Source organism: Mycobacterium arosiense ATCC BAA-1401 = DSM 45069 (genome assembly GCF_002086125.1).
In the GTDB taxonomy this organism is placed as follows: Bacteria; Actinomycetota; Actinomycetes; order Mycobacteriales; family Mycobacteriaceae; genus Mycobacterium; species Mycobacterium arosiense.
On record NZ_MVHG01000021.1, the window covers coordinates 38,954 to 65,735 of the forward strand.

Consider the following 26,782-nt stretch of genomic DNA (forward strand, 5'->3'; position numbering starts at 1 on the left):
TACGCGAGAGAAACAGGCATGTCTGAAGAAGCCTTCATCTATGAGGCGATCCGTACTCCGCGCGGCAAGCAGCGTGGCGGCGCTCTCCATGAGGTCAAGCCGATCAGTCTGGTCGTCGGCCTCATCGACGAGATCCGCTCCCGCTTCCCCGATCTGGACGAGACCCTGATCTCCGATCTGGTGTTGGGTGTGGTCTCGCCACTGGGCGATCAGGGTGCGGTGCTGGCCCGTACCGCCGTACTCGCGGCCAGGCTGCCGGACACCACCGGCGGCGTACAGCTCAACCGATTCTGCGGGTCCGGCCTGGAGGCCGTGAACACCGCGGCACAGAAGGTGCGGTCCGGCTGGGACGATCTGGTGCTGGCCGGCGGTGTGGAGTCGATGAGCCGCGTTCCGATGGGCTCTGACGGCGGAGCCTGGGCCAACGATCCAGAAACCAATTACTCGGTGTCCTTTGTGCCCCAAGGCATCGGTGCCGATCTGATCGCCACCATCGAGGGCTTCTCCCGCGAGGACGTCGACGGCTATGCGGTGCGGTCGCAGCAGCGCGCGGCGGCGGCCTGGTCCGGCGGCTACTTCGCTAAGTCGGTCGTCCCCGTCCGCGATCAGAACGGCCTGGTCATCCTCGACCACGACGAGCACATGCGTCCCGAAACCACGTTGGAGAGCCTGGCCAAGCTGAAGCCGGCCTTCACCGACATCGGCGCGATGGGCGGCTTCAATGAGGTGGCACTGCAGAAATATCACTGGATCGAGAAGATCAACCACGTCCACCACGGCGGCAACAGCTCGGGCATCGTCGACGGCGCAGCCCTTGTCTTGATCGGCAGCGAGAAAGCCGGTGCAGCACAAGGGTTGACCCCACGCGCGCGAATCGTGGCGACCGCAACCAGCGGCGCCGATGGAACCATCATGCTGACCGGCCCCACCCCGGCCACCCGCAAGGTGCTCGACCGCGCGAGCCTGACGATCGACGACATCGATCTGTTCGAGCTCAACGAGGCGTTCGCGTCGGTAGTGCTGAAGTTCCAGAAGGATCTCAACATCCCGGACGAGAAGCTCAACGTCAACGGCGGCGCCATCGCGATGGGCCACCCGCTGGGCGCCACCGGCGCCATGATCACCGGCACCATGGTCGACGAGCTCGAGCGCCGCAACGCGCGTCGCGCCCTGGTCACGCTGTGCATCGGCGGCGGCATGGGCGTGGCCACCATCATCGAGAGGGTTTAAGACCATGGCAGAGAACACCATTCAGTGGGATAAGGACGCCGACGGCATCGTCACCCTGACCCTGGACGACCCCACCGGGTCGGCCAACGTGATGAACGAGCACTACCGCGAGTCGATGCACAACGCTGTGGAACGCCTTGCCGCCGAGAAGGATTCGATCACCGGCGTGGCCATCACCAGCGCGAAGAAGACCTTCTTCGCCGGCGGTGACCTCAAGGGCCTTATCCAACTCGGCCCGGATGACGCCGCCGAGGCGTTCGAGCTCGCTGAGTCCACAAAAGCGGACTTGCGCAGGCTGGAAACCCTGGGCGTGCCGGTGGTGGCCGCCATCAACGGCGCCGCACTCGGCGGTGGCCTGGAGATCGCCCTGGCCACCCATCACCGCATCGCCGCGGATGTGCGCGGTGTGGTCATCGGCCTGCCCGAGGTCACGCTGGGCCTGCTGCCAGGTGGCGGCGGCGTGACGCGCACCGTGCGGATGTTCGGCATCCAGACAGCTTTCAACGAGATCCTGTCGCAGGGAACGAAATTCAACCCAGCCAAGGCCGCCGAAATCGGGCTGGTGGACCAGCTCGTCGGCGGCGTGGACGAACTGATTCCGGCGGCCAAGGCCTGGATCAAGGCCAACCCCGAGGCGCACACCCAGCCTTGGGATGTCAAAGGCTACACGATTCCGGGCGGCAGCCCGGCCACTCCCGGATTGGCCGCGATCCTGCCGTCGTTCCCCGCCCTGCTGCGCAAGCAGCTCAAGGGCGCGCCAATGCCGGCGCCGCGGGCCATCCTGGCGGCGGCGGTCGAGGGCGCACAGGTCGACTTCGACACCGCGTCGCGGATCGAGAGCCGTTACTTCGTGTCCCTGGTGACCGGCCAGACCTCCAAAAACATGATCCAGGCGTTTTTCCTCGATCCGCAGACGATCAATGGTGGCGGCAATCGGCCCAAGGGCATCGCCAAGCAGGACATCAAGAAGATTGGTGTGCTGGGCGCGGGCATCATGGGCGCCGGTATCGCCTACGTCTCGGCCAAGGCCGGCTATAACGTCGTGCTCAAAGACGTCACCATCGAGGCCGCCCGGAAGGGCAAGGCGTACTCCGAGAAGGTGGAAGCCAAAGCGCTGCAGCGCGGTACGACCACCGCGGAACAGTCCGCCGCGTTGCTGGCCAGGATCACCCCCACTGCCGACGTCGCCGATCTGGCCGGTGTCGACTTCGTGATCGAGGCCGTCTTCGAGGATCAAGACCTCAAGCACACGGTCTTCGGCGAGATCGAAGACATCGTCGAGCCCAACGCGCTGCTGGGCTCCAACACCTCCACCCTGCCCATCACCGGGCTGGCGACCGGTGTGAAGCGCCAAGAGGACTTCATCGGCATCCACTTCTTTTCCCCGGTCGACAAGATGCCGCTGGTGGAGATCATCAAGGGCGAGAAGACCTCTGATGAGGCGTTGGCGCGGGTGTTCGACTACACGCTTGACATCAAGAAGACCCCGATCGTCGTCAACGACAGCCGCGGCTTTTTCACCTCCCGGGTGATTCGCACCTTCGTCAACGAAGCGATGGCCTTATTGGGCGAGGGCATTGAGCCCGCGTCCATCGAACAGGCCGGCGGCCAAGCCGGCTACCCGGCCCCGCCGCTGCAGCTTCTCGACGAACTCAACCTCGAACTGCTGCAGAAGATTTCGATCGCCTCGGAGGCGGCGGCAGTGAGTGAGGGCAAGACCTACGTCCAACACCCGGGCGAACTCGTGGTCGAGAAGATGATCGAGCTGGGCCGTCCGTCGCGGCTGAAGGGCGCCGGCTTCTACGAGTACGTCGAGGGCAAGCGCGCCGGCCTCTGGTCGGGTTTGAAGGACACCTTCAATTCGGGCAGCACCTTTATACCGCTGCAGGACATGATCAATATACCGCTGCAGGACATGATCGACCGGATGCTGTTCTCCGAGGCACTGGAGACCCAGAAGTGCTTCGACGAGGGCGTGCTGACCTCGGGTGCTGATGCGAATGTCGGGTCTATCCTCGGCATCGGTTTCCCGGCCTGGACCGGTGGTGTGCACCAGTACATCGTCGGCTACGAGGGAGCCGCCGGTAGGGGCAAGGAAGGCTTCGTGGCCCGGGCCCACGAGCTGGCCGCCAAATACGGTGACCGCTTCTTGCCGCCTGCCTCGCTTTCCTAGCGCGAACAGTCGCGAAAACTTCCAATTCCACGAAATTTTGCGGGTTTTGGCTGAGGCTCCCGCTTGCCCGGGACGGCTCAATAAGGAGAAGGTCAAGAGACGGAGCGGGATTTTCCGTTCCAGAACTGCTCCCGCAGCGCCCGCTTGTCCACCTTGACCGCCGGAGTGAGCGGCAGCGCATCGACGAAGTCGACGCTGCGCGGCGCCTTGTACCGCGCGATCAGCGCACCGCAGTGCTCCCGCAGTTCCTCAGCGGTTGCCTCGGTGCCTTTCTGCAGTACGACTAGCGCGTGCACTCTCTCGCCCCACTCGGCGTCTGGCACCCCGATCACGGCGCAGGCCGCCACGCTGGGGTGTTGGGCCAGGGCATTTTCGACCTCGGCCGAATACACGTTTTCGCCACCGGAGACGATCATGTCTTTGAGTCGGTCGACGATGAACAGGTAGCCCTCATCGTCCATATAGCCACCGTCACCGGTGTGCATCCAGCCGCCGCGCAGCGCCTGCGCGGTCTCCTCGGGCCGATTCCAATAGCCGAGCATCACGTGCGGCCCGCGCGCGACCACCTCGCCGACGGTCCCCAACGGCACCTCGTTCTCATCGGGATCGACAACCTTAACCTCGGCGATCGGCACGGCCCGCCCCGCTGACCGCAGCAACGCCGGATCGTGATGATCCGCGGCGGTGAGCACCGTCGTCGTCGGCGACAGCTCCGTCATCCCGTAGGCCTGTAGCAAGGTTGTCCCAGGCAGCAACCGCATGGTGCGCTCCAGCAGCGCCTGGGAGATCGGTGAGGCGCCGTAGAGCAGGTGTTTGAGGCTGGACAGGTCGTGCTCCCGCGCCGCCGAGGAGTCGACCAGCATTTGAATCATGGTGGGAGCCAGAAACATATCGGTGATCTGGTGCCGCTCGACGGCCGCTGCCACCGCCTCCGCGGTGAACCCCGGCAGGATGACATGGGTTCCACCGATGACGTTGCGCGCGACCCAGCCGGACCCGTCGGCCAGGTGGAACATTGGCGCACTGTGCAACAGTCGCCCCCTCGGCTCCAGAAACTGTCCGGTCGCCAGCGCGCCCAGCGCGGCTGTCATGAGGTTGGCGTGGCTGAGCATCACCCCCTTTGGCGTTCCGGTGGTACCGCCGGTGTAGTAGATCGCGGCCAGATCGTTCCCGCCCCGCCGCGCGTCTTCGATCGGGTCATGTGCAGCGATGAGGTCCTCGAAGCGGTGCACCCCGGCGGGGGTGACCCGCTCGCCGGCATGAATATAGGCCTGCACGACGGGAGCCAGGTCCCGCAGTACGTCCACCATGTCCAGGTATGCATCCCCGATGATCAGCACGACGGATCCGCAATCCTGGAGAGAGAACGCGATCTCTCGCGCACTCCAGCGAGTGTTGACCGGCACGGTCACAGCGTCAGCCCACGGGACCGCCAACAGCACGTCGTGGTAGTCGTCGCAGTTCTGGGCGAGGATCGCTACCCGATCGCCGCTCTCGACTCCGAGAGCCCGGAAGGCCGCCGCCAACCGCGCGGCGCGGTCCGCACTGTCGCGCCATGTGCGCACCCGCTCGCCAAAGACGGTGGCCGGCAGATCCGGTGTCTGCTGGACAGCACGGTGCAGAGCCTGCGTAAGGTGCATGGTTAGTGCTCATTTCAGTGATGTCGGCGAGTAATTAGGCTCCTGGCCTGCATTCTAACCTCTTGACATTAGCATTAATTTCGGTATTTTTAGTCGCACCGGGCGATTCAAGACGAACCCTGATCCTGCGCCGCCGACGCCCGGAACGGCACGACTCTGTCGATGGGGATAGCTCCACATCAACCCGTGCAAGAAAGGTACGAAGATGACTGAAACGCTGACAGCGGGTACCGCACCGAGCACCACGCTGGCCGACTACCTGAAGCGGGTACGTGCCATCACTCCCTTGATCCGGGCTGAGGCCGAGAGCATGGAACGAGCACAGACGCTGAGTGACGCCGTTCGCGATGCACTCGCCGAGCAGAACCTGCACCGCATGCTGATCCCGACTGAACTCGGCGGCGGAGGTCTGCTGCCGAGCGAGGGTCTTCGGGTTTACGAAGAGCTGGCCAAGGCAGACGCGTCGACCGCATGGGCGTTCATGGCGACCTCGTGGTCGACCGCCGAGGTTCTCGGCTACCTCAAGCCCGAGGTGGCCAAAGACCTCATGAGCCGGGATGAGGACTTTCGCATCGCCGGGCAGTTGCTCCCGCGCTACCCGGCCAAGCAGGTCGACGGCGGTTTGATCGTCGAGGGCAACTTTGCCTTCGCCAGCGGTTCGGACCACGCCAGCTGGATCGGCGCCGGAGTCTTCCTCGCCGACGAGGACGGCAACCCGATCCTCGGCGAGGACGGCCAAACGCAGCCTCGGGTGGCCATGTTCCCCAAGGCCGAGGTCGACCTCAAACAGAACTGGGATGTCTGGGGCCTCGGCGCCACCGGCAGCCATGATTACCGGGTCGATAAGAAATTCGCGCCTGACGAGCACACCATCGTCACCTTCGGCGGTACGCCCTACCGGTCGGAGACGATGTACAAGTTGTCCAATGAGTTCGTCGGTCCACTGCCGCACGTTGCGGTGGCGCTCGGCATCGCCACTCGCGCACTGCAATTGCTTGCCTCCGTGGCCGTGAAGAAGTTCCGCCCCAACTACGGGGGCCCCATCGGCGAGGCCGATATCTTCAAGATCGAGTTCGCCCGAATGGAAGCGCTACTGCATGCCGTCCGGCTCGCGTTCTACGACCTCGTCGAGTCTGCCGAAGCCACTGTGGCTGAAGGCCACACCCGAACACCCGAACAGATGGCCCGGATGCGCCAGCAGTTGGCCTGGAGCCATGAGTCCGCCGATGCCATCGTCGGCTTCGCCCATCGCTGGAGCGGCAGCCAGAGCATCGGCCGTGCCAGCACGCTGGGCCGGTATGTGCGCGATATGCAGGTGGCCACCCAGCATCTACTGGTGGATCCGAAGTGGTTGGCCGATGCGGCAACCGATCTGCTGCCCATCTACGCCGAGGCCGAGTCCGACGCCTGACCTCGCCGTTAAGGGAAGGCGCCCAATTGCTTTCGTGATTGGGCGCCTTCGTCATTCGCCAACCGTCAGCGTTCGGTCATCGCCGGGTCCGCCGTCGTTGTCCGAGCCGGCGGCAGCGCCTGACGAGGCACTGGACCTCTCACCGACGTGATGACGTGCTGCGCAAAAGCAGTGCATCTGGGCAGGCGCACTGGCTCAGCGATCGAGATGCTTGATTTACCTAGAGGCCGAGGAGCGTGCGGAGGAACGATCCGGCCTCCTCGGCCGCCTGGATGCCCTCCGGAAGAATCGACGAAAACAGCGGCCACACGTGAACCATGTCTTCGTACACAGACACCGTTGCGGTGCCGCCGGCTGCGGTGATAGCGGCGGCGGCGCGTAGGGAGTCGTCAAGCAACACCTCGTTGGAACCGACCAGGAACAGCGCGGGTGGAAGGCCGCCAAGCTCGGCGAACAACGGCGAGGCGAGCGGGTCCTGTGGATCGTGGCCCTGCAGATAGGCCTCCCGCAGATTGGCGATCGAACCACGTGATACCGCAACGTCTTTGCCATCGTACAGATCGACGCTGGCGCCACTTGCGGTGAAATCAAGCAGCGGCGAGATGCACACCGCTGCCGTGGGCAGCGGCATGCACTGGTCACGCAGGACGGTCAGGGCCGCCAGCGTCAGTCCGCCGCCGGCGGAGTCACCACCGACAGCGACATTGTCCGCGCCGTAGGTTGAGAGCAGCTCGGTGAGGACAGCGCCACCGTCCTCGACCGCGGCCGGAAACTTGTTCTCCGGCGCCCGCCGGTAATCCGGCAGCACGACGGTAAGCCCGGACGCAAGCGAGAGGGCGTGGCCTAGTTCCTGGAAGCCCTTGGCACTGCCTAGGACGTACCCGCCGCCGTGGAACCAGATGAGCACCTTGTCCTGGGTGGCACCGGCAGCGGTCACGGAAAGTGTGGGAATGTCACCAGCCATGCCCTCTGCGGGTTCGACATCGGCGGGCAGAGCGAACTGCAGCAGCAGATCGTCGTAGGCCTTCCGGAGTTCGTCGACCGTGGCCGCCGCCGCGTCCGGGAAGCCGTTCACATACATCTCCTCGACGCGCGCCAACGCCTCGGTCCTCGCCATCGGATCCTCCGAGATCAACTCAACATACCGACCGGCCACATCGCCGCCCTGATCGAATGCTACATATTCACTGCTAACTTTTGGAGATTTTCCCTGCATGTTCTGCCCGATCTTGGGATCCGCTACCATAATCGAAGTTCACACATCATGTTTGAAGGGTAACAGCGATGACCTTGGTCTCCAGCGACGCTCCACGCGCAGGACAGCTCGATCGGCTGCTGAATCCCAAGGTCATCGCCGTAGTCGGGCTCAGCGATAAGTCGCCGGTGGCGGAGTGCATTGCCCCTACACTGAACAGCGCGGCCGAGGTCCACTTTGTTCACCCGACCGCCGAGACGGTTCTGGGGGTGCCCGCTTACCGCTCGATCAGTGACATCGCCGGGCCCATCGATGCCGTGCTCTCGGTGATGTCGGCTGAGCGCACCGTGGCGCTCGCCGAGGAGTGCGCGGCCCTGGACTGCGGCGGAATGGTCGTCTACGCCGCGGGATTCTCCGAACTCGGCGATGAGGGCGCGGAGTATCAGCAGCGCCTGGTCGATGCCGCGAAGCGCGGCGGTATGGCCGTGATCGGCCCGAACAGCCTGGGTTACATCAGCGTTCGGCGCAGCCTGCACCTGACCGCCTCGACCGATTACCATCCGGCGCCCGGCGGGGTGTCGATCGTGTCGCATAGCGGCGCGATGATCGGCGGGATCGCCATCGCCGCACGGGCGCGCACCGGCGTCGGGATCTCGCGCCTCATCTCGGCAGGTAACGAGGCCACCACCGATATGGCTGACTACCTCGATTTCCTTGCCACCGACGCGGATACCACCGCGATCGGTCTGGTCGTGGAGGGCATCCGTCGCCCGGCCGCGTTCTTCGCAGCCGCCCGCCGCTGCCTCGCCGCAGGCAAGCCGATCGTCGCGGTCAAGCTCGCCCGCAACGCGCGCACCCAGCAGATGGCGGCCTCCCACACTGGAGCACTGGCCGGGAACGCCTGGGCATATGACATCGCGTTCCGCCAGGTGGGAATCCAGCTGGCGTTCGACCTCGAGGAGCTGGTGGACCGGCTCGCGGTGCTCAGCCAGCTCGATCCCGCGGTGTGGAACCCGGTGCGGCGGATCGGTGTGGTCGCCGGCACCGGTGGCTTCGCCTCGCTGGCGTTCGACGTGGCCGAGGAGGAAGGCCTCACCGTGCCGCCGCTGGATAGCCTCGCCGATTGGGTCGCGTCCACCATTCCCGGGATCACGGTGCCAAATCCCCTTGACACCACCGGGTTCGGTGCGACGCACTGGACCGACATCGTCGAGCGGTATGTCGGCTCAGACGAGCTGGATGCCGTGGTTTTCGTCAACATGTGGAGCGACTCCCCGCTGTACCGCCGACTCATCGATAGTGTGGCCGCCGCTGCCCGCCGCCACCGTAAGCCGGTCGCGATCGCCGCCGGCGCCGGTGAAGTGGGAGCCTTCGCCGCCGAAGTGATCGGTGACGATGCAGCCGTCGCGCTCGGCTACGGAATCCGGGGAACCCTACGCGGCCTACACACCCTGGGCACTTTCGTACGGGACCGTCAGACGATGCGCGGCGCCGTCGAGGCACCGGCACCGATCCCCTGCCCGTCGGCCCCGGTGGCCGATGCCGGTGGCAACCGGTTCCTCCCGTTCACCGAAATCATGGCGCTGCTTGCGCGTTTCGGCGTTCCCACCGCACCTTTTGCGGTGATCGCCGGTGCGGACACCGTCCGTGACCCAACATTCCCCGGCCCGTATGCAGTCAAGCTCGCCGATGTGGCGCATCGAACCGAGCTCGACGCGGTCGCGCTGAATGTCTCGTCCGACAGCCTGGCCGATGCGGTGGCTCGGATGCGCGATGTCGCCGCGCGGCACGGTGTGGCTCCTGCGGTGGCCGTGCAGCCGATGACCGCATCCCGCGGTGAGTTGTTGATCGGGATCGACGGGCGCAGTGAGCTGGGGCCGATGGTGATGCTGGGTCTGGGTGGCGTGTTCGTCGAGGTGCTGAAGCGCGTCGGCGGCCGCCCGGCGCCACTGTCCAAGGCCGACGCCGAATCGCTCATCGAGGAGTTCCGGGACCTGCGCCTGCTGCACGGTTTCCGCGGGGCTGCACCGTGGCATCTCGATCAACTCGCCGACACCCTGGTGGGGCTGGGAAATCTCGCCGCCGCGGGCCACGACTGGATCGAATCACTGGACGTCAACCCGCTTCTGGTGACCGACGAGGGACTCGTGGCCGTGGATGCGTTGTGCATCGCGCGCGAGGGCGCCTGAGCGCACCCACACACAACGCCACGGCCGGTGCGAACCGGGCCGTGGCGTCCTTGTCGTTGGCGCTGCGGTGTTCAGAACGCCGCTTCGTCGAGCTCCATGACGAAATTGTCCACCCGCAGGGCCGCCTCGCGCTGAGCCGCGACGGTGGGCAGCACCTCACGGACGAAGAACCGCGCCGCGCCCACCTTGCCCTGATAGAAGGGGCCATCGGGCAAACCAGGATCGGAATCTAGTGCACGCAAGGCAATCTGGGCGCTGCGCAGCAGCAGCCAGGCGACCACCACATCGCCCAGCGTGTAGAGCAACCGAGTCGCATTGAGTCCGACCCGGTAGATCTGCTCGGCACTGTCCTTGGATGCGGCGAGGTCGCTCGTCATCTTCTCGACGATCGCCTGCACATCGGCCACCGCGTTGCCAAGCAATTCCCGTTCGACCGCTAGCTCGGCCGGTCCGTCCGCTGCCGCCGCCATCATCTTGATCTCACCCAGCACATGCGTCAGCGCTCGGCCCCGGTCGCGAATGACCTTGCGGAAGAACAGATCTTGAGCCTGGATCGCGGTGGTGCCTTCATACACCGTGTCGATCTTGGCATCCCGGACATACTGTTCGATCGGGTATTCGCGCAGGTAACCCGAACCACCGTAGGTCTGCAACGACTCGGTTCCCAGCACCACCCAGGACCGTTCGGAACCGTAGCCCTTGACGATCGGGAGCAGCAGATCGTTGACGGCCTCGGCGAGCGCGGTGTCCTCCCCGGCGGCGGCCTTGATCGCGATCTCGTCCTGCCAGGACGCGGTGTACAGGATCAGCGAGCGCAGCCCCTCGGCGAACGCCTTCTGGGTGAGCAGTGACCGCCGCACGTCCGGGTGGTGGGTGATCGTCACGCGCGGCCCTGCCTTGTCCGAGCTCTGCGCGAGGTCGGCGCCCTGGACCCGCTGTTTCGCGTAGTCCAGGGCATTGAGATAACCACTCGACAGGGTGGCGATGGCCTTGCTGCCGACCATCATCCGGGCATCCTCGATCACGTCGAACATCTGCGTGATGCCGTCGTGCACCTCACCGAGCAGCCAACCCCTGGCCGGTGCGTCCTCACCGAGCGTCAGCTCGCAGGTGGTGGACACGTTCAAGCCCATCTTCTTCTCGACGTTGGTCGCGTAGGCTCCGTTGCGCTCACCGGTGAGCTCGCCGGTCTCCGGATCGAAGTGGTACTTCGGCACCAGGAACAGGCTCAGTCCCTTGGTGCCGGGCCCGCCGACACCTTCGACGCCGACCGGCCGCGCCAGCACCATGTGCAGGATGTTGTCTGCCAGATCGTGTTCGCCCGCCGTGATGAACCGCTTGACCCCGTGGATGTTCCAGGTGCCGTCGTCATTGGGGACGGCGCGGGTGCGTCCGGCACCCACGTCCGAACCGGCGTCGGGCTCGGTCAACACCATCGTTGCGCCCCAACGATTGTCGATGGCGAACTGGGCGATCTTGCGGTCCCGTTCGGTGCCGTGCTTCCACACCACGCGCGCCGCCGTCGGTACGCCGACGTAGGTCCACAGCGCAGGGTTGGCTCCCTGAACGAACTCCGCCAGCGCCCAATTGAGCGAACTGGGCGCGTTGGTGCCCCCGAGCTCGGGCGGCACGCGCAGCCGCCACCATTCGGCGTCCATCCAGGTCTTGTAGGTGGCCGCGAAGGCGGGTGTCACCGTCACAGACTTCGTCGCCGCGTCATAGAGCGGCGGGTTGCGGTCCCCTTCCTCGAACGACTCGGCCAGGTCTTCACGCGCCAGCCGGTCCACCTCGCGCAGGATGAACTTCGCCGTGCCGAGGTCGACGTCCGGATACGGCTCGAGCCCGAAGATCTTGTCGCGTTCGAGCAGTTCAAAGAGGTTGAACTCGATGTCGCGCAGATTGCTCTTGTAATGGCCCATGACGCTGCCTCTCACCTTGTGTCGATCTACCTGGCGGCCGGAAACGAATCGCTGAACGTCAGCACACCCCGACGAACGAATGAGTGAATACTAAATACGGGGAGTAGAAAGATCAATAATGTTATATACAGCGTTAATCTAGACTATAGTTAATGCGCAATATGATTGGTCTGGTTGACTTGGGTTTCCAGTCGGATCGTTACGGCAACGGCGCGGGCCACCCGTTCGCAGCATGAATGCAAAACTGGGCATATGGCCCGGCCGATGGGAAAGAATGAGATGCCAAGAGCGACGGCGGCTCGTGCGGAGACCGTCAAGGCGACTCTGCACTCATCCGCGCAGGGTAGTCACCGCACGGAGCAGGTCGCCCGTGCCGCCGCCGGTCTCTTTCAGGAATTCGGCTACCAGAACGTCAGCATCGACCGGATCGGAGCGGCCGTCGGGTTGACCGGGCCCGCCGTTTATCGGCATTTCAAGGGCAAGCATGAGATCCTGGTGCACGCGCTGATGACCCAGGTTCGGCTGGCCGAGCGATTGCACAGCGTCGCAAACGACCAGGGCACCACCGCCGCGGAGAGGCTACAGCTGTTGCTCGCCGGCTTCGGGGATCTCACTGCCATCGGCAACGAGGCCACCCTGTGGCGGCGCGAACAACGTCACCTGGAACCCGCCGAGCGCGAGGTATTTCGCCGCTACTTCACCGAGAACGAGGACCGGATCGCTGCCCAGATCATCGCGATGAAACCTGAGATCGGCGAGTACGACGCAGAGCTTCTCGGGACCGTCGTGCTGGCAATGTTTTCCAACACTCCCGACATCCGCGGAACATTGTCCGCCGACCGGCTACAAGAGATCCAGACGGCGGTGGCCTGGGCTGTCATTCAATGCCCCCTACCCCACGGCGAACCCCAGCCGAAACCGGAATCGGCCTCTGCCTACCGTCAGCCGGCCGGGCGCCGGGAACGGGTCATCGACGCTGCCGCAAGGTTGTTCAACGAACGTGGCTTCTACAACGTCCACATCGACGACATCGCCAAGGCCTCGGAAATGTCGACAGCCACTTTGTATCAGCATATGGCCAGCAAGACCGAGGTGCTGCGGGCAGTCCTGATACGCGGCGTCGAAGGCCTGCTCTATGTGACCGACGATGCACTCGCCTACGCATCCACTCCCGAACAGACACTGGACGCGCTCATCGAGACCTACATCCGTCAGGCACTGGGGCCAAACGGCCGGATCATGCACATCCTCGCCGCCGATCTGTTGTATCTGCCTGAGGCCGAACAACAATCGTTGCGCAACGCGCAACGCGAATATGTGGCCGAGTGGGTCGAGGCGATCGAATCACTTTCCGATGAATTGTCCACCGCTGATGCCCGCGCACTGGCCCAGGCCGCCATCGGAGTGGTCACCGATGTGATGCAGAATCCCCGTCTTCGGCAGCGACCGATGCTCGCCGAGGAACTCAACGCGTTGGTCCGGTCGATGGTGCTGCCGCCCGGTTTGGTTCCGGGCTGACCAGTCCGCGTTGCGTATAAACGCCCAAACTTGTCGTAGTCCCAACGGCACACAGTCACCGGCAGTGCAGGCAACCACTACACGGACGATCGCTGGCCTGCCCAACAACACACAACCCCACTCGATGTGCCGCCGTGTCCTGAAGCCCCTCGATGAACGCGCGAATGGTGGTGGTACGCCCCATTTGAACCATTATCGCCACCGATGACGAACTAGCCGGGCAGGCCCAAGCGCAGTCCGGGGGAAATCTCGGCCTGGATATCAGCGGTACTGAATTCGGCCACCGCGGCGGCAATGCTCGGGTCGATTCCGTCGGCGTATGCCATGGCCAGCTTCTGGCCGATCGCCGCGCGTAGCGCCCGCAGTGCGACGAGGTCGCCGTCCTGTGGCGCACGTTCGGAAAATTCCGACGTCTGACCGAGTGCCGCAGCCAACGACTCGGTCCGCGCCGCGGCGGCTCCCAGCGGAGCCCGATCCCAGGCCGTCCGCGCTTGCAGGCTATCCAGCATCTCCACTGCGGCGAGCAATTCTCCTCGGGCGCTTTGAGATTCGACTGCCGGAAGTACCCGCTCCACCAAGGTCTCGCGGATGGCGTCGTGCACCTTGCCCAGATCGAGTGCGTAAACCGTCATCTCAGAGTCCCCATTCCCCATCACGAAGCATCTGATTGAGCCAGCCGAGGCTGTAGTAGACGCTGTGCGCCATGTTCGCATAACGAAGTTCGTGCCGATCCCCGCGCTCGAAGATGGCGACGGCCTGCAGACAACCAATAGCGGTCTTGGTCAGGGACTGCACCGCCCACCAGGTCAGGCTCTCCTGGCTCGGTCGCCAACCGGCAGCGAGGGCGTACTCGTCTAGGAAGTCGGCAACAGACAGGAGTTTGCAGGCCAGCGGCGAGCGGCCCCGCGAGGTGCGCTGGAAGAACCAGGCCAGGTCGGCCACTGGATCGCTGAAGTGTGCCGTTTCCCAGTCGAGCACACCAATGAGGCTACCGTCATCCGGATTCACTACCAGGTTACCGACCCGAAAGTCGTTGTGCACCAAAGAGACCCGGCCGGAGACCTGGTCGGCTCGATGATCCAGCCAGGCCAGGGCCAGATCGAGGATCGGGATGCGGATGCTGGCTACGTCATCGTAGGTCTTGCGCCACTTATCGTTCTCGACGCGGCCAGTGTCGCCGGGCTCGGGTGCCGGACCCAGCTCGGAAAGGTTTAACGACGCCGGCGCGGCCGCGTGCAGGGTGGCCATCTCCCTGGCCAGCCGGCGCCCTAATGCGGACCGGTCGTCGGCATTCGCGATCATTCGAGTCACGTTGTGCGGCATCGGGACAACACCGGCGAGCCGCTCCATGACGAAGAATCCACGGTTGCCCGGCTGCCCGGTGCGGTAGGCGGTGACGCCGGGCACCGGCAGCCCCAGACCTGCGGTGGCGCGCAGCAGGGCGACCTCGCGCGCTACGTCGTAGCTGCCGACGATCCCACTCACCGGTTCCCGCTTGACGGCGAAGGAGGCCGTCCTGTCACCGCCGTCCCAGGACGCGGTGATCAGATAGGTCTCCCAGGAATGGCCCTCGCTGCGCGTGTCGACATCGACCAGTGTCACGGGGCTGCCCCCGGCGACCTCGGCGCTGAGCACACTCGCGAGTTCGGCGAGGAAGTCTGTGGTCTCGCTCATCCTGTTTGTTCCCTCTCCACCGGGGTCAGACCACGGTGATCGAGCGGCCGCCGCCGTCCACCGTGACTCTTTGGCCGGTCACGTATTCGGCGTCGGCGGACACCAGGAAGGCCACCGCTCCGCCGATATCGGGGGGTGTGCAGACCCGGCCGAACGGATACGAGCTCGCAATGTCCTCGATCGCGCCGCCGCCGGTGGCGGCCCGCACAAGACGCCGACCCATATCGGTCTCGACCAGGCCGGGTGCCACGATGTTGGCCCGGATGCCGTGTACACGTTCCTCTCGCGCCAGGGTACGTACGCACATCTCCATCGCGGCTTTGGCCATCGTGTACGGGGCGGAATTCTCGGGCGCGTCGGTCACGGTGCTGCTGGAGATCATCACCACGTCGCCGCGGCCGGCCGCGCGCATACCGGGTAGCACTCGCTGAATCAGGTGGATTGGTCCGAGGGCGTGCACCTGCAACAACGACAGGAAGTCGCCGCCGGGTGTGTCGGCGACGGTCTGTCCCTTGCTCGCGGTGCCGGCATTGCTGATCAGCAGGTCAACCGGGCCGAGGTCGGCCTGGACGGCGTCCACCATCGCGTCGACGGCATCGTGGTCGTCGATCGCCGCGGCATAAGCCTTGGCCTTGCCTCCGGCGGCGACGATCTGGGAGACCACCTCGGCGGCGGCGTCGGCGTCGCGGCGGTAGTTGACCGCTACGGCGGCGCCGTCGGCGGCCAGTCGCAGCGCGATACCGCGCCCCACGCCGCGGGAACTGCCGGTCACCAATGCCACCCGCGTGTACACCCCGGACATCAACCCACGACCGCCCGTCCGATGAGGTCCTTCATGACCTCGTTCGCGCCGCCATAGATCCGCTGGATGCGCGCATCGCGCCACATCCGGGCGATCGGATATTCCTCCATATAGCCGTAACCGCCGAATAGCTGCAGCACGCGGTCCAAAACCTCCCACTGCAGCTCGGTCGCCTTGTACTTCGCGCCGGCCGCCTCGGCCGCGGTCAGCTCCCCGTCGTTAAGCGCGAGCACACAACGGTCGACGTACTCCTGAAGGACCGCAATGTCGGTATGCATCTCCGCGAGCTGCATCCGTACCGACTGTAGCTGGGCCAGCGGTGCGCCGAACGCATGGCGCTGGCGGGTGTGACCAAGACCCAAGTCCAACGCGTGCCGGGCCGAGGCCATTGCGGTCACCGCGATCGAGAGCCGCTCCCGCGGCAGGTTCGCGATTGCCGAACCGAATCCGCGTCCGGGCTCGCCGATGATATTCGACACCGGCACCCCGCAGTCGTCGAAGAACAGTTCCGCGGTGTCCTGCGCCTTGCGGCCGATCTTGTGCATAGGCTGGCCCCGCTCGAACCCGGGAGTTCCTTTCTCGACGGCGACGAGAGTGGTTCCGCGGCCGTCACGTTCACCGGTGCGCACCAGCACGATCGCCAGATCACACGTGGCGCCGCTGGTGATGAACGTCTTCTGTCCGTTGAGCACCACCTGGTCACCATCACGGCGGGCGCTGGTCTTGATGGCCGCCAGGTCGGAGCCGGCGCCGGGCTCGGTCATGCCGAGCGCCGTCACACACTCGCCGCGGGTGAAGGCCGGCAGCCATCGCTGCTGCTGTTCGGCGGTGGTCAGATCGCGCAGGTACGGCACGATGATGTCGTTCTGCATCGAAAACAGGTCACCCGCCATCCCGGACGCGACGATCTCCTCGGACATCGTCGCGTTGTAGCGGAAGTCCTCGATGCCCAGGCCACCGTATTCGGAGCCGAATTCAAAGCCCAGAAACCCTTTTTCACCGGCTGCGCGGATGAAGTCACGGTCGACGGTCCCGGCCTCCTCCCAGGCGTCGACATGCGGCACGGCCGCATGATCGATGAACGCGCGGAACGCCTTCCGAAATGCCTGATGCTCCTCGGTGTAGAGCGTTCTACGCACGCGCTTCGTCCTTCCAATACCGGTCTCGCAGCTGGCGCTTGGACAGCTTGCCGGTCGGCAGCCGGGGCATCTCGTCGATGAAGTCAAACGACTTGGGGCACTTAAACCTGGCCAGGTTCTCCAGGCAGAACTCGCGTAGCCGTTGCGCGAGTTCGGAGTTGCCGCCGTTGGAATCGGCCGGCTGGATGACGGCCTTGACCGCCTCGCCGAAATCCTCGTCGGGAACCCCGAAGACCGCCGCATCCATCACGTCGGGGTGGGTGATCAGCAGGTTCTCGATCTCCTGTGGGTAGATGTTCACCCCGCCGGAGATAATGACGAAGGCCTGCCGGTCGGTGAGGAACAGATACCCTTCCTCGTTGAGGTATCCGATATCGCCGATTCTCGACATAGTGCCGGTTGAATCCTGGGCTTCGGCAGTCTTTTCCGGGTCATTGAGGTACTCAAACGAGCTGTTGCCGCCGCGGAACCAGATCGTTCCCGGAACCCCGGGCGGCAGCTCGTTCCCGTAGTCGTCGCGGATCACGATCTCACCGAAGAACGCCTTGCCGACCGTGCCCGGGTTGGCAAGCCAATCCTCGGGGCTGCATCCACAGGTGCCGTTGGCCTCCGTCCCGCCGTAGTACTCGTAGATCACCGGGCCCCACCAGTCCAGCATGTCCTGCTTGACCTGCTGCGGGCACGGTGCGGCGCCGTGGACCACGGCCTCGAGTGAGGAATAGTCGTACTTATCGCGAATCTCTTTCGGCAGCTTGAGAATTCGGGAGAACATAGTCGGCACCACCATGGTATGGGTGACTCCGAACTCCTCGATCAGAGCCAGGAATCCCTCGGTGTCGAAACGCTCCATCACGATGTGAGTGGCGCCCAGCCGCAGACCGATAGAGACGCTGGACTGTGGCCCCGAGTGATACAGCGGCGCAGTGGACAGGAACGTCATTCCCTCGCGCATGCGGAACAGGCGCTTGCCCATCTCCTCGATGCCGAGCTGCTCCTCTGGGGGCACATCGGGCAGCTGACGCTTGACCGCCTTAGGTTTCCCGGTGGTGCCCGAGGAGTAGAACATCGGCGTGCCGAGCCGTTCGTCGTCACCAGGGGTCGACGGATACCGTTCTATGACCGCGGCGAAGTTCTCGAACGGCTGCGGTGGCGCCGTCATACCGATGATGAGCCAGTGCTCAACCTTCGGGCAGCGAGCCGGGAGTTGGCCTGCCACATCGAATTTCGCCGCGGACGTGACCATCAGTCTGGCGCCGCAGTCGTTGACGATATAGGAGGCTTCCTCGACGGAAAGGAACGAGTTGATCGGGGTGTAGTACAGCCCGCACCGTTCGGCGGCCGCCATGGTCACGATCATTTCGAGGTGATTCTCGGTGAAGATCGCGATGTGGTCGGTTCGCCGCAATCCGATAGCCCGGAAGTAGTTGGCGACGCGGTTGGCGCGTTCGTCCAGCTGCCGATAGGTGAATGTTTCGCGGCTGCCCGCCATGATCACCGCGGCACGGTCGGGATTCTCGCGAGCGTGATGTCGGGTATACATCGCTACTTGATCGGACGCAGGAATTCTGCGATGCCCCAGCCGCCCTGCCCGTTGGCGTAGCGCACCGACATCTGGCCCATGCGGGCGGCGCGGTCGGCCGTACGCTGGGTGACCGGGACGAAATGGTTGATGCTGCCGTCCAGGACCATCGTCGGCAGCCCGTCGGCGGTGATCACGCCGGCGTTGCGGCCGGAATACGTTGCCTCACCGGCATAGTCGGTGTACACCGTGTATTCGCGGATCGGGTGGAAGACCCCGTCCGGGGTGACGACCGTGCCACCGGAGACCCGTTCCCCGTTAGGCTCGAACTCGCCGTAGGCCGTGATCGCGGTCCCGTCGGCCAGCCAGGCGGCCAGCCACTCCCCCGTGTAGGACGCCCACTCCCGGGGGCCCCACGAGTGGTCCCGGAAGGAGGTGGCCTTCTCGATCTGCCAGGTCGTCGACCCCAGCCGCACCGATCCGCTGACGTGACCGAACTGCTCGTAGTGGTCGGTGGCGAACTGCGAACTGCCCGGGGTGCAGTCCCCACCCTCGGCGATCGTGAACAGCGGCACCGACGCCTCGAACGTCAGCGAGATCTCGCACTCGACCGACGGCGAGTTCTTCAGCGCCTGCCGGCCACGGTCGGCCAGCAGCGACGGCGTGCTGATCAGCGCGACGGTGTTGCGGTAGCTGACCTCCCACGTCCGGGTCGCATCCTTGGGTGCGATCTCCAGACCCTGGGTAAACCACTTGTCGTTGCTCTCGTTGGCCTCGCGACCAGCCCGCAGGGCGATCCGACCGCCGGGCAGCGTCAACTGCACGGAAGCCTCGGAATAACCCATGGTGGGCCGGTTCCCGATGCGCATCAGAGCACTGACCTCGCTGAGCGGATCCACGAAGTTGACGTAGACGCTCTCGTTGTAGTTGGCGATCCCCGCAGGATCGTGCGTGTGTTCGGCGTCCGTGCCGTACTGGCATGCGGTGAATGGTGCTGACGTTTGCATGAGTCCTCGATCCTGCGGGTCGCTCTATTGGTCAGAAATATTCGGCGGCGTGGTCGTCGAGCGCGGGGAAGACCGCAGGCCTGCGCTCCAGGAAAGACATGACCCCTTCGTGGACATCAGCCGAGCGCAGGCGGCTGGCATACACCCGAGACTCGTCCTCAGAAGCCGAACGTGGTGTCGCATGGCCCCAGCTGCGGCCAAGCAGCCTGCGCGCCAACGCGACTGAGGTCGGCGAGGTCTCAGTGACGAACACCCGGGCGTAGGCCATGGCCTCGTCCAGTACCGCCTCAGGCGCGACGACACGGGTCAGCAACCCGGCCTCGTAGGCTTCCGCGGCGTCGAACACCCGTCCACTCAGCACCCAGTCGGTGGCCCGGGTCAACCCCACCAGTCGCGGCAGGAACCAGGACGAAGCGCTCTCAGGCACCACGCCGCGCCGGGTGAACACAAATCCGAATCGCGAACGCTGCCCGGCGATCCGGACGTCGGCGGCGGCCATGATGGAGGCCCCGCCGCCAACGGCGTCTCCGTTGACAGCCGCGACGACAGGGGTCCTCATGTCGAACAGTCGCTCACTGACCCGCCCGCCCGGCTCCCGGTAACCGGTTGGGGTATGTCCTTCGCGGTCTTCTTCGAGACAGTCGATGAGCGTGTTCGGGCCGGTGAGCTCGGCGCCCACGCAGAAGTGGTCACCGGCCCCGGTCAGTACGACGGCGCGCACTGCCGGGTCGCGGTCGGCGATGTCGAGTGCCTGCCACAGGTCGCGCAACATCTGATTTCGCAAGGCATTTCGGCGCTGCGGCGCGTTGAAGCTGATAACCGCGATACCGTCGTCGAAGCGGTAGTCGATTTCTTCATACGTCGCCCGGGTCGGCTGCTGAGCGCTCATGGGGCTGTCAGGCTCCGCCGCTGCACACCAGCGTCTGGGCGGTGATGTAGCTCGACTCCGGGGCACACAGCAAATACACCGCGCCGGCGGCCTCCTCGACGCTGCCGCCGCGGCCCAGCGCGATCTGGGTGGTCACGGCCTCGTACACCTCCGGGTTCACGCCGACCTTGATCTCCCGGCCGGCCACGTCGATGGTCTTCGCCTCGGTGGTGATCGCGGTCAGCCGGGTGTTGATCACGCCGTAGGCGATGGCGTTGACCGTCACGTTGTACCGGCCCCATTCCTTGGCCAGCGTCTTGGTCATGCCGATCAGGCCGGCTTTGGCGGTGGAGTAGTTGACCTGCCCCGGGTTGCCCTGTATGCCCGAGGTGGACGAGGTGTTCACGATGGACCGCCGCGAGGCCACCCCGTTCTCGGCCTTCTCCTTCTTGGCCAGGCCGGAAATTACCGGCTGTGCAGCGCGCAGGATGCGAAACGGCGCAGTCAGGTGCACGTCGATGATGTCGTTCCACTGCTGGTCGGTCATCTTCTGGATGACGCTGTCCCAGGTGTAACCGGCGTTGTTGACGATGATGTCCAGGCCGCCGTAGGTGTCCACCGCGGTGGCGACGAAGCGCTCGGCGAAATCTTCGGCGGTGACGCTGCCGACGCATGCGGTGGCTTGACCACCCGCGGCCTCGATCTCAGCGACGACCTCCTTGGCCGGCTCGGCATCGAGATCGTTAACGACGACCCGAGCGCCTTCTGCGGCAAGCTTCTCGGCGACGGCGCGGCCGATGCCCCGCCCCGACCCTGAAACCAGTGCAACCTTACCGCCGAGTCGTCCCGTCACAACCGCATCCTCCCGCGCGTACCTTAATGTTGTTGTGAACCATAACTTCAACACACATGTCCGTCAAGGGCATGTTGAACTGGTCATATTCTAAATTGGTGAATTCTGAGTATAGCGCTAGTGGATACTTTGATCGGGTGAGCCGCCGATCGGACGGGGCATAGATCCGGCCGGCGGAGACCCGATCCCCATAGCCTGGAGACCCAATTGTTTGACCGACAACAGCGCGGCTCGCTGAATGCAGGTAGGCGGTGGCCCTGCCAGCGGCAGTCGTCGGTTCAATCGGTCAACGAAGCGTCGTGTGATGTCGCAGGACACCGTAATTCTTAATCGCAAAGATGGCCTGAATGCGCGACATTTCGGTCGGGGCGGCGGGGTCGCAAGAGCGTCGGATTCTGTGCCAGCGAGCGATGCCGGCGATTTGGCTTGCTGACTCGCCGTGGTGGAACTCGCCCCCGCCGTTGGATACTTGCATCGATGCCCGTTAGACCGTTTGCCCCACAGACACCAGTAGTTCTCCGATCCTGCCCACCAAATGTTGGCCCTGGCCCCAACGACCCGTGCCCGTGCGGCTCAGGGTTGGCGCCCACGGCCTGCCATGCCGACCTCGCCGCCGGCGGATGGGGTGTTGCCCAAGTTCGAACCGCTGCTGGCGGATTCGCGCACGGGTGTTTCTGCGCCTGGGTGCCATGCCGGCTTGACCCTCGACTGTCGGCCCCCTCAGTGACGAGCACTGGTTATCTGAAGGTGTTCTGCGGGGGGGCTGCGGGCGATGACCGCATCCGTCTGTTGGGCCTGAGCTAGGCACCAGACCAAGAGGTTGCGCTATACCCGAAGACTCCCGTATTTGGTCAGCATGCCGGACGATGATTCAAGCCTCCGGTCGGTCCGGCGGCTGCGGCGCCCGTGCGGCCTGCCGCTCCGCGAGCCAATTGCGCTCCTCTCCAGCCGTCGACATCTCGCGCCAATATGCCGCCATCACTGCTCAGGCTGGACACCGACGTGGCGCCCCATCTCGGATCAGCCGCCACAGCGCGCCACATCCCCGCCACACATAACCAGCCTGGTGCCCGCCCGCGTTTCAGCGGCCAAGAAACAGAATGGGGCAAGTTTGACACCTCCACGTCATCGCGCGCCGCGTGTCGGGCAAGCTGTACCCCCATTCGACCCGGAGGTTCGGTAGTCTGCCCCCTGACGGAGCAGACGTTGACGCAAGCTTTGGTTGCGCTGGAACCCGTGCCGCCATCGGTGCTGCACGGAATCGTCAGCGACGACTGGCGCAGACCAACCTCACTTTGACGTCGCCTACCCGCATTAGTTAGACGTTCTCGGCGTAGGCCTCGCCGACACAAAGACGGAGACAAGACCCATTCGACTCCACGTGGCCGTTTTGTGGTCCATGCCACGACCGCTGCGCCGTCTTCCGAGCGCCCTGCGCTGCGGCCGATAGCGGGGTTCGCGCGTTTCGAGGTCGGCAGGAGACGGCGGACCGGCGTCTGCCGGAAGCGCCCGCAAAAACCACCAGCGCGCCGAGCCTAACCACCCGCACAGTAAACATCTCGGTTTCCCTGGCACACCAGCCAACGTCAACCGTCCAAGCATCTTTGCGCAGGGCAGGTGACCCCTCAATTGCACCCAACTAACCAACACTTAGTACTGCTAATTTTATTGATTCCCGAGCATCACACCTCTTGCACTCAGGTCTCAGATTAATAACATTCGTCTAGACGTTTTCAAAGGTGGTCTGGTAATGGGCGTTGACAAAGTGACCTTGGAGGCACGGACGGCCTCGGAACGGGTGTGTCCGCGCTGCGGTACGTCGTTCGAAGTGCCGGGCAAGGGTCCGGGTAGACGGCCCCTGTGGTGCTCCCCGCGCTGTCGGCGACACGCCTCCGCAGAGCGCATCGCAGCCCGCAATTCCGGCGCGGCGGTGCGCGTCGTCGAGGTGCCTCGCGCGCATCGCCCCGACTCTGATGCGCGCCTAGCGCTGCCCTCCATGGACACCTTGGCGCGTCTATTCCTGAGCTCGGACTACCAGTGCAAAATCCTCCTACAGCACCTAATACACCGCTACGACGCAGGCGAGCTTGGCGACGGGTTGCGGTCCGCGATGGAGCAATTCGCGGCCTCGGTACAGCTCCACCAAGCCTTGTTGGAAGACCCGGCGTATCGGCAGGCCCGCGACGAGGTCGAGACGCTTCGCAAGCATCTACGCAGCGACGTCGAAGCGGCCAATCAGCGCGAGCGGGAACTGGCCCGTCTGCGCCGCGACGCTGAGGAATTGCACCGATTGCGAATCCGCGTGGCGGAATTGGAGTCTGTCGCGACAAGCGCCGCGTACCCACTGCACCAAGCCGGCCAGCACGAGGTCATGCTCAGCCGCCGTCAGCGCCGCGCAGCCGAACGTGCCGACCGCAAACGCGCTAATTAACTCTTCACCCCACGCTCCTGGCGGCGGTGTACGCGGAAGGAGTCCTTTTACCCGGGATGATGCACGGAATCCCGGGTGAAAGTCGTATTCTGCACCCGGTGAGCGAGCTGTTGCCCAACCTCGAGGCCCTACTGAATCAGCTGACCGGCACCACTGCCGGAACCCACGACGCTCGCACCCTGGCCGAGGCCGTCGCCGGTGCCGCCACCGACGACGACCTCGATCGCGCCCTGGATGCTGTCATCACGACCTGGCGGCAGCCGTGACCGCCCCGATCACCGGAACCGCCGGCGCCAGCGGGCCACGCCTGGTGTCACTGGAGGTCCGCGGGTTCCGCGCCTTCGGCACTGAACCCCGCACACTCGACCTCGATGCCGGCCTGGTGGTCATCCAGGCCGGCAACAGCCAGGGCAAAACCAGCCTCGCCGAAGCCATCGAATTCCTCATCAGCGGCCGCAGCAGCCGCCGCGAACTCCTCGGTGGCGCCAAGGCCGAGTACAACGACAGCCTGCGCAACGCCCATCTGGCCGACACCGACACCGACGTCTACGTCGCGGCCGTGGTGCGCGATGCCAGCGGAACCACCCACCAGGTGCGCCGCGAACTGCTGTGCGACTTTGGTCAGGGCACCGAATGCGAGAGCCGTCTGCTCATCGACGGCATCGAGGCGGACAACCTTGATGCAGTGGGCTTTTCGCTCGCCGATCCACCGGTCCGCGCCCCAGTGCTTCTGCAGCACATCCTGCGCCACGTCCTATCCACCGAACCCAAACAGCGCGTCGGCTACTTCAAGGCGCTGCTGTCACTGACCGACCTGGATTCTTTCCGCGAACGCGTGCGCGCCGCCCGAGCCCGCGTGGAAGCCGAGCGACTCGGCGCAGCATTGCAGCGCGTCGAGGCGCTCACCGCCACACCCGCAGCATCGGCCGGAGGCGCCGTTAGCGCCTTGACAAAGAAGCCACTCGACACCGACGCCGCGCGCACGGCCGTCGACAAGGCGCTGCGCGCCGCCGGCGGCGCGATTCTGGTTGACGCTGCAGGCGTCGAACCCGTCTTCGCGACCATCGACGAGCTCGCCGCAGGCCTCAGCGAAGCGCTCGACGCGCAACGTGAGCGCGCGTTCCCGCTCTCGGCGATTGCGGTAACCGAACTGCGCGACGATCAACCCGCCAGTCCAGACCTGGAGCCCTACACCACCGCCTTGGCCGAGTTCGACCAGCACACCGCCCGGCTCACCCCAATCCTCGACGCTCTCCTCGGCATCGAGGAATATGCCCAACTCGATCACACGGTGCCCTGTCCGGTGTGTGGCACGGACGACGCTTTGACCCCCAACCGGATCGACCTCCTCCGCGATCATCTGCGCCATACCCGAACCCTCGGCGACGTTGCCAAGGCCGCCGCCGAGAGCCTATCCACCGCGCGCCACCAACTCGATCAGTTCACCGCCGCGGCAACTGCGGCAACACCTCCTGTGGCGGCCTGGACCGACGATCAGACGGTCGCCGCCACCGACGCGTTGCGCAGCCTGCGGGTCGACGTCGCATTACTGACCGCGGTGCGGGCCGCTGCCGCGCATGTCGCCACAGCCGCCACAGACCTGGCCGCGGCCGTGGCGGCTGCCCGCCACGCCGTCGAAGCGACCAGCGACGCTGTGGCCGCACGCCAACCACTCCCCGACGGGATCGCCGCCCGCTACCTGGGCATCGACAGCGCAGCTCGCCGACTTCGCCAAGCCGGCGAGGACTATGCGGCACCCGCCGCGGTGTTGCGCACTGCCGTCGAAGACGCCGCCCGCGAACGCATCACGATCAGCGGGTTGACCGAACTGGCCGATCTAGTGGCAGTACGAACGGAACTGATCACCGACGTCGTCGCCGAAGCCATCCGCCAGCGCACCATCCGACGTCTCAACGCCGCCGAAAAAGCCCTCCGCGACGGCGCCGGGGCAGTCCTCGACGACCGGTTCTCCCAGATGAGCGACACCATCACCAGGTGGTGGTCCACTATCCGACCCGAAGAACTCGTCGGGTTCGGCGGCATCAAACGACGCGCAGCCGGCACCCTCTTCGTCAACCTAATCGCTGCCCTACGCGTCGATTCCACCAGCGCCCCCGTCGAACGGGAAGCCCTTGGCGTCTACAGCGATTCGCAGCTCAACGCCCTCGGCCTGTCTATCTTCCTTGCGCGCACCGAACTGCTCGGCGCCCCAGTCGTCGTCCTCGACGACCCTATTCCCGGCAGCGACGCCGGCCATCGACTGACCTTCGTCCAATACACCCTGGGCGCCCTGCTCGCAGCGGGCACGCAGGTCATCTTGACCACGTTCGACAGCAAGCTCGCCGAATGGTCCAACACCAACCACGGCGGTGCAGACTTCCTGGCCTACAAACTCGACCTCATCGACATTCGCGCTGGTACCGAGGCCACCCAGACCACCGACACCTTCGGACAGCTGATGCTCGAGGCCGAAGAAAGTCTGCACGCCCCCACAGCAAAGGGCCGCCGTTCGGCATGCAACACCATGCGCTCAGCGGCCGAACGACTCGCCAAACAAATCATCGCCACCGGCCTCACCGACGCGGGCACTCCCACCACCATCACCGATGTCGAGGCCAAAGCCACCCAACTCGGCGATCTCCTTACCCTGCTATATCCCTTTGTCGTCGAAGGTAATTCGGAGAAGGGGCAGTGGAAGACGCTGCCTAAAGTCCTCAACCCCGGCAGCCACGACGACGATGTGCCCTCCACCACCGAACTCAAAGTCATCTTCGGCAACCTCCGCCATATCAACAAGACTCACCAGAAGCACTGGCCTGGCGGACTGATCAAGTGAGCCAGCCGGGTGGCCCCGAGGGGTGATCCCCGCGTGCCGGCTCGCAGCAGATGCCCTTGATGTCACGGACGCGACGATGGTCGCCGCCGAGGCAGCCCTGACCGAGGCGGAGACCCGCTACGTCCAAGCCGCCCGCGCCGCCAACACCGTGCGCGGCTACCGCTCCGACTGGGCGGAATTCACCACCTGATGCGGCACCACCAACACCGCATCACTGCCTGCCGACCCCGCCGCCATCACCGGATACCTCACCACCCGGGCCGACCGGCGGCACCAAGGCCGGCACCATGAGCCGCCTGTCGGCCATCAAATTCGCTCACGCCGTGCGCGACCTGCCCGACCCCACCACCAACGCCCGCATCCTCGCTGTCTGGGAGG

Annotated in this window: 20 protein-coding genes; 9 read left to right on the forward strand and 11 right to left on the reverse strand. The window is 65.1% G+C overall.

Translation table 11 applies throughout. The features are described 5' to 3' along the window. Positions 1-18: 18 nt before the first annotated feature. Positions 19-1,230, forward strand: coding sequence for an acetyl-CoA C-acetyltransferase (locus BST14_RS11600; protein WP_083064631.1), 1,212 nt, complete (start codon positions 19-21; stop codon positions 1,228-1,230). Between the two features lie 4 nt (positions 1,231-1,234). Continuing rightward, positions 1,235-3,403, forward strand: a complete 2,169-nt coding sequence (locus BST14_RS11605; RefSeq protein ID WP_083064632.1) for a 3-hydroxyacyl-CoA dehydrogenase NAD-binding domain-containing protein — start codon at positions 1,235-1,237, stop codon at positions 3,401-3,403. Between the two features lie 92 nt (positions 3,404-3,495). Here BST14_RS11605 and BST14_RS11610 read toward each other — a convergent pair whose 3' ends face one another. Continuing rightward, entirely contained in the window at positions 3,496-5,043 is a 1,548-nt protein-coding gene (locus tag BST14_RS11610; protein WP_083064633.1) for an acyl-CoA synthetase, read from the reverse strand. A 205-nt stretch (positions 5,044-5,248) separates the two neighbouring features. Here BST14_RS11610 and BST14_RS11615 point away from each other — a divergent pair, with 205 nt between their 5' ends. Beyond that, a complete protein-coding gene (locus BST14_RS11615) occupies positions 5,249-6,454 on the forward strand; it encodes an acyl-CoA dehydrogenase family protein (RefSeq protein WP_083064634.1) in 1,206 nt (401 codons plus the stop codon). 220 nt (positions 6,455-6,674) lie between these two features. On the opposite strand, the gene BST14_RS11620 is transcribed toward BST14_RS11615, so the two are convergent. Further along, positions 6,675-7,700, reverse strand: coding sequence for an alpha/beta hydrolase (locus BST14_RS11620; protein WP_245845379.1), 1,026 nt, complete (start codon positions 7,698-7,700; stop codon positions 6,675-6,677). Between the two features lie 38 nt (positions 7,701-7,738). Here BST14_RS11620 and BST14_RS11625 point away from each other — a divergent pair, with 38 nt between their 5' ends. After that, on the forward strand, positions 7,739-9,838 hold the full coding sequence (locus BST14_RS11625) for an acetate--CoA ligase family protein (RefSeq protein ID WP_083064635.1): 2,100 nt from the start codon (positions 7,739-7,741) through the stop codon (positions 9,836-9,838). A 71-nt stretch (positions 9,839-9,909) separates the two neighbouring features. On the opposite strand, the gene BST14_RS11630 is transcribed toward BST14_RS11625, so the two are convergent. Then, positions 9,910-11,757, reverse strand: coding sequence for an acyl-CoA dehydrogenase (locus BST14_RS11630; protein ID WP_062896103.1), 1,848 nt, complete (start codon positions 11,755-11,757; stop codon positions 9,910-9,912). Between the two features lie 279 nt (positions 11,758-12,036). On the opposite strand from BST14_RS11630, the gene BST14_RS11635 reads away from it, so the two are divergent. After that, positions 12,037-13,275 carry a TetR/AcrR family transcriptional regulator gene (locus tag BST14_RS11635; RefSeq protein WP_083064641.1) on the forward strand — a complete coding sequence of 413 codons (1,239 nt, stop codon included), beginning with the start codon at positions 12,037-12,039 and terminating at the stop codon, positions 13,273-13,275. A 212-nt stretch (positions 13,276-13,487) separates the two neighbouring features. Here BST14_RS11635 and BST14_RS11640 read toward each other — a convergent pair whose 3' ends face one another. The 8 genes from BST14_RS11640 to BST14_RS11675 are packed head-to-tail and all read right to left on the reverse strand — an operon-like array spanning position 13,488 to position 21,137. Further along, entirely contained in the window at positions 13,488-13,907 is a 420-nt protein-coding gene (locus tag BST14_RS11640) for a hypothetical protein (RefSeq protein ID WP_062896038.1), read from the reverse strand. Position 13,908: 1 nt separating this feature from the next. Beyond that, a complete protein-coding gene (locus tag BST14_RS11645; protein WP_062896037.1) occupies positions 13,909-14,949 on the reverse strand; it encodes a phosphotransferase family protein in 1,041 nt (346 codons plus the stop codon). Between the two features lie 25 nt (positions 14,950-14,974). Next, positions 14,975-15,721, reverse strand: coding sequence for an SDR family NAD(P)-dependent oxidoreductase (locus tag BST14_RS11650; protein WP_245845380.1), 747 nt, complete (start codon positions 15,719-15,721; stop codon positions 14,975-14,977). A 29-nt stretch (positions 15,722-15,750) separates the two neighbouring features. Then, positions 15,751-16,890 (reverse strand): acyl-CoA dehydrogenase family protein, encoded by a 1,140-nt coding sequence (locus BST14_RS11655; protein WP_083064637.1) that lies wholly within the window; start codon positions 16,888-16,890, stop codon positions 15,751-15,753. Beyond that, positions 16,883-18,430: an AMP-binding protein gene (locus BST14_RS11660; protein WP_083064638.1), complete on the reverse strand. Its 1,548-nt coding sequence runs from the start codon at positions 18,428-18,430 to the stop codon at positions 16,883-16,885. Before BST14_RS11660 ends, BST14_RS11655 begins: the two co-directional genes overlap by 8 nt. A gap of 2 nt (positions 18,431-18,432) precedes the next feature. Continuing rightward, positions 18,433-19,416 (reverse strand): DUF7064 domain-containing protein, encoded by a 984-nt coding sequence (locus BST14_RS11665; protein ID WP_062896033.1) that lies wholly within the window; start codon positions 19,414-19,416, stop codon positions 18,433-18,435. 31 nt (positions 19,417-19,447) lie between these two features. Further along, complete coding sequence (locus tag BST14_RS11670) at positions 19,448-20,305, reverse strand: enoyl-CoA hydratase-related protein (RefSeq protein WP_062896032.1); 858 nt, start codon at positions 20,303-20,305, stop codon at positions 19,448-19,450. A 7-nt stretch (positions 20,306-20,312) separates the two neighbouring features. Further along, the gene (locus BST14_RS11675) at positions 20,313-21,137 is read right to left on the reverse strand and encodes an SDR family NAD(P)-dependent oxidoreductase (protein WP_062896031.1); all 825 of its coding nucleotides are present in this window, start codon (positions 21,135-21,137) and stop codon (positions 20,313-20,315) included. Positions 21,138-23,133: 1,996 nt separating this feature from the next. Between BST14_RS11675 and BST14_RS11680 the strand changes: the two genes are divergently transcribed. The 4 genes from BST14_RS11680 to BST14_RS30050 all read left to right on the forward strand — a co-directional run bounded on the left by BST14_RS11680 (position 23,134) and on the right by BST14_RS30050 (position 26,594). Then, positions 23,134-23,568 carry a hypothetical protein gene (locus BST14_RS11680; RefSeq protein WP_062896030.1) on the forward strand — a complete coding sequence of 145 codons (435 nt, stop codon included), beginning with the start codon at positions 23,134-23,136 and terminating at the stop codon, positions 23,566-23,568. Positions 23,569-23,666: 98 nt separating this feature from the next. After that, a complete protein-coding gene (locus BST14_RS30045) occupies positions 23,667-23,834 on the forward strand; it encodes a hypothetical protein (RefSeq protein ID WP_155725447.1) in 168 nt (55 codons plus the stop codon). Next, positions 23,831-26,404, forward strand: a complete 2,574-nt coding sequence (locus BST14_RS11685) for an AAA family ATPase (RefSeq protein WP_142279371.1) — start codon at positions 23,831-23,833, stop codon at positions 26,402-26,404. Before BST14_RS30045 ends, BST14_RS11685 begins: the two co-directional genes overlap by 4 nt. A 22-nt stretch (positions 26,405-26,426) precedes the next feature. Beyond that, positions 26,427-26,594: a hypothetical protein gene (locus BST14_RS30050; protein WP_158085866.1), complete on the forward strand. Its 168-nt coding sequence runs from the start codon at positions 26,427-26,429 to the stop codon at positions 26,592-26,594. Positions 26,595-26,782: the final 188 nt, after the last annotated feature.

What these genes read in the sequence shown, in the direction of transcription:
- BST14_RS11600 (WP_083064631.1), top strand. Translation starts at nt 19, where the DNA reads ATGTCTGAAGAAGCCTTCATCTATGAGGCGATCCGTACTCCGCGCGGC.
- BST14_RS11605 (WP_083064632.1), top strand. Translation starts at nt 1,235, where the DNA reads ATGGCAGAGAACACCATTCAGTGGGATAAGGACGCCGACGGCATCGTC.
- BST14_RS11610 (WP_083064633.1), bottom strand. Translation starts at nt 5,043, where the DNA reads ATGCACCTTACGCAGGCTCTGCACCGTGCTGTCCAGCAGACACCGGAT.
- BST14_RS11615 (WP_083064634.1), top strand. Translation starts at nt 5,249, where the DNA reads ATGACTGAAACGCTGACAGCGGGTACCGCACCGAGCACCACGCTGGCC.
- BST14_RS11620 (WP_245845379.1), bottom strand. Translation starts at nt 7,700, where the DNA reads ATGGTAGCGGATCCCAAGATCGGGCAGAACATGCAGGGAAAATCTCCA.
- BST14_RS11625 (WP_083064635.1), top strand. Translation starts at nt 7,739, where the DNA reads ATGACCTTGGTCTCCAGCGACGCTCCACGCGCAGGACAGCTCGATCGG.
- BST14_RS11630 (WP_062896103.1), bottom strand. Translation starts at nt 11,757, where the DNA reads ATGGGCCATTACAAGAGCAATCTGCGCGACATCGAGTTCAACCTCTTT.
- BST14_RS11635 (WP_083064641.1), top strand. Translation starts at nt 12,037, where the DNA reads ATGCCAAGAGCGACGGCGGCTCGTGCGGAGACCGTCAAGGCGACTCTG.
- BST14_RS11640 (WP_062896038.1), bottom strand. Translation starts at nt 13,907, where the DNA reads ATGACGGTTTACGCACTCGATCTGGGCAAGGTGCACGACGCCATCCGC.
- BST14_RS11645 (WP_062896037.1), bottom strand. Translation starts at nt 14,949, where the DNA reads ATGAGCGAGACCACAGACTTCCTCGCCGAACTCGCGAGTGTGCTCAGC.
- BST14_RS11660 (WP_083064638.1), bottom strand. Translation starts at nt 18,430, where the DNA reads ATGTATACCCGACATCACGCTCGCGAGAATCCCGACCGTGCCGCGGTG.
- BST14_RS11665 (WP_062896033.1), bottom strand. Translation starts at nt 19,416, where the DNA reads ATGCAAACGTCAGCACCATTCACCGCATGCCAGTACGGCACGGACGCC.
- BST14_RS11670 (WP_062896032.1), bottom strand. Translation starts at nt 20,305, where the DNA reads ATGAGCGCTCAGCAGCCGACCCGGGCGACGTATGAAGAAATCGACTAC.
- BST14_RS11680 (WP_062896030.1), top strand. Translation starts at nt 23,134, where the DNA reads ATGGACACCTTGGCGCGTCTATTCCTGAGCTCGGACTACCAGTGCAAA.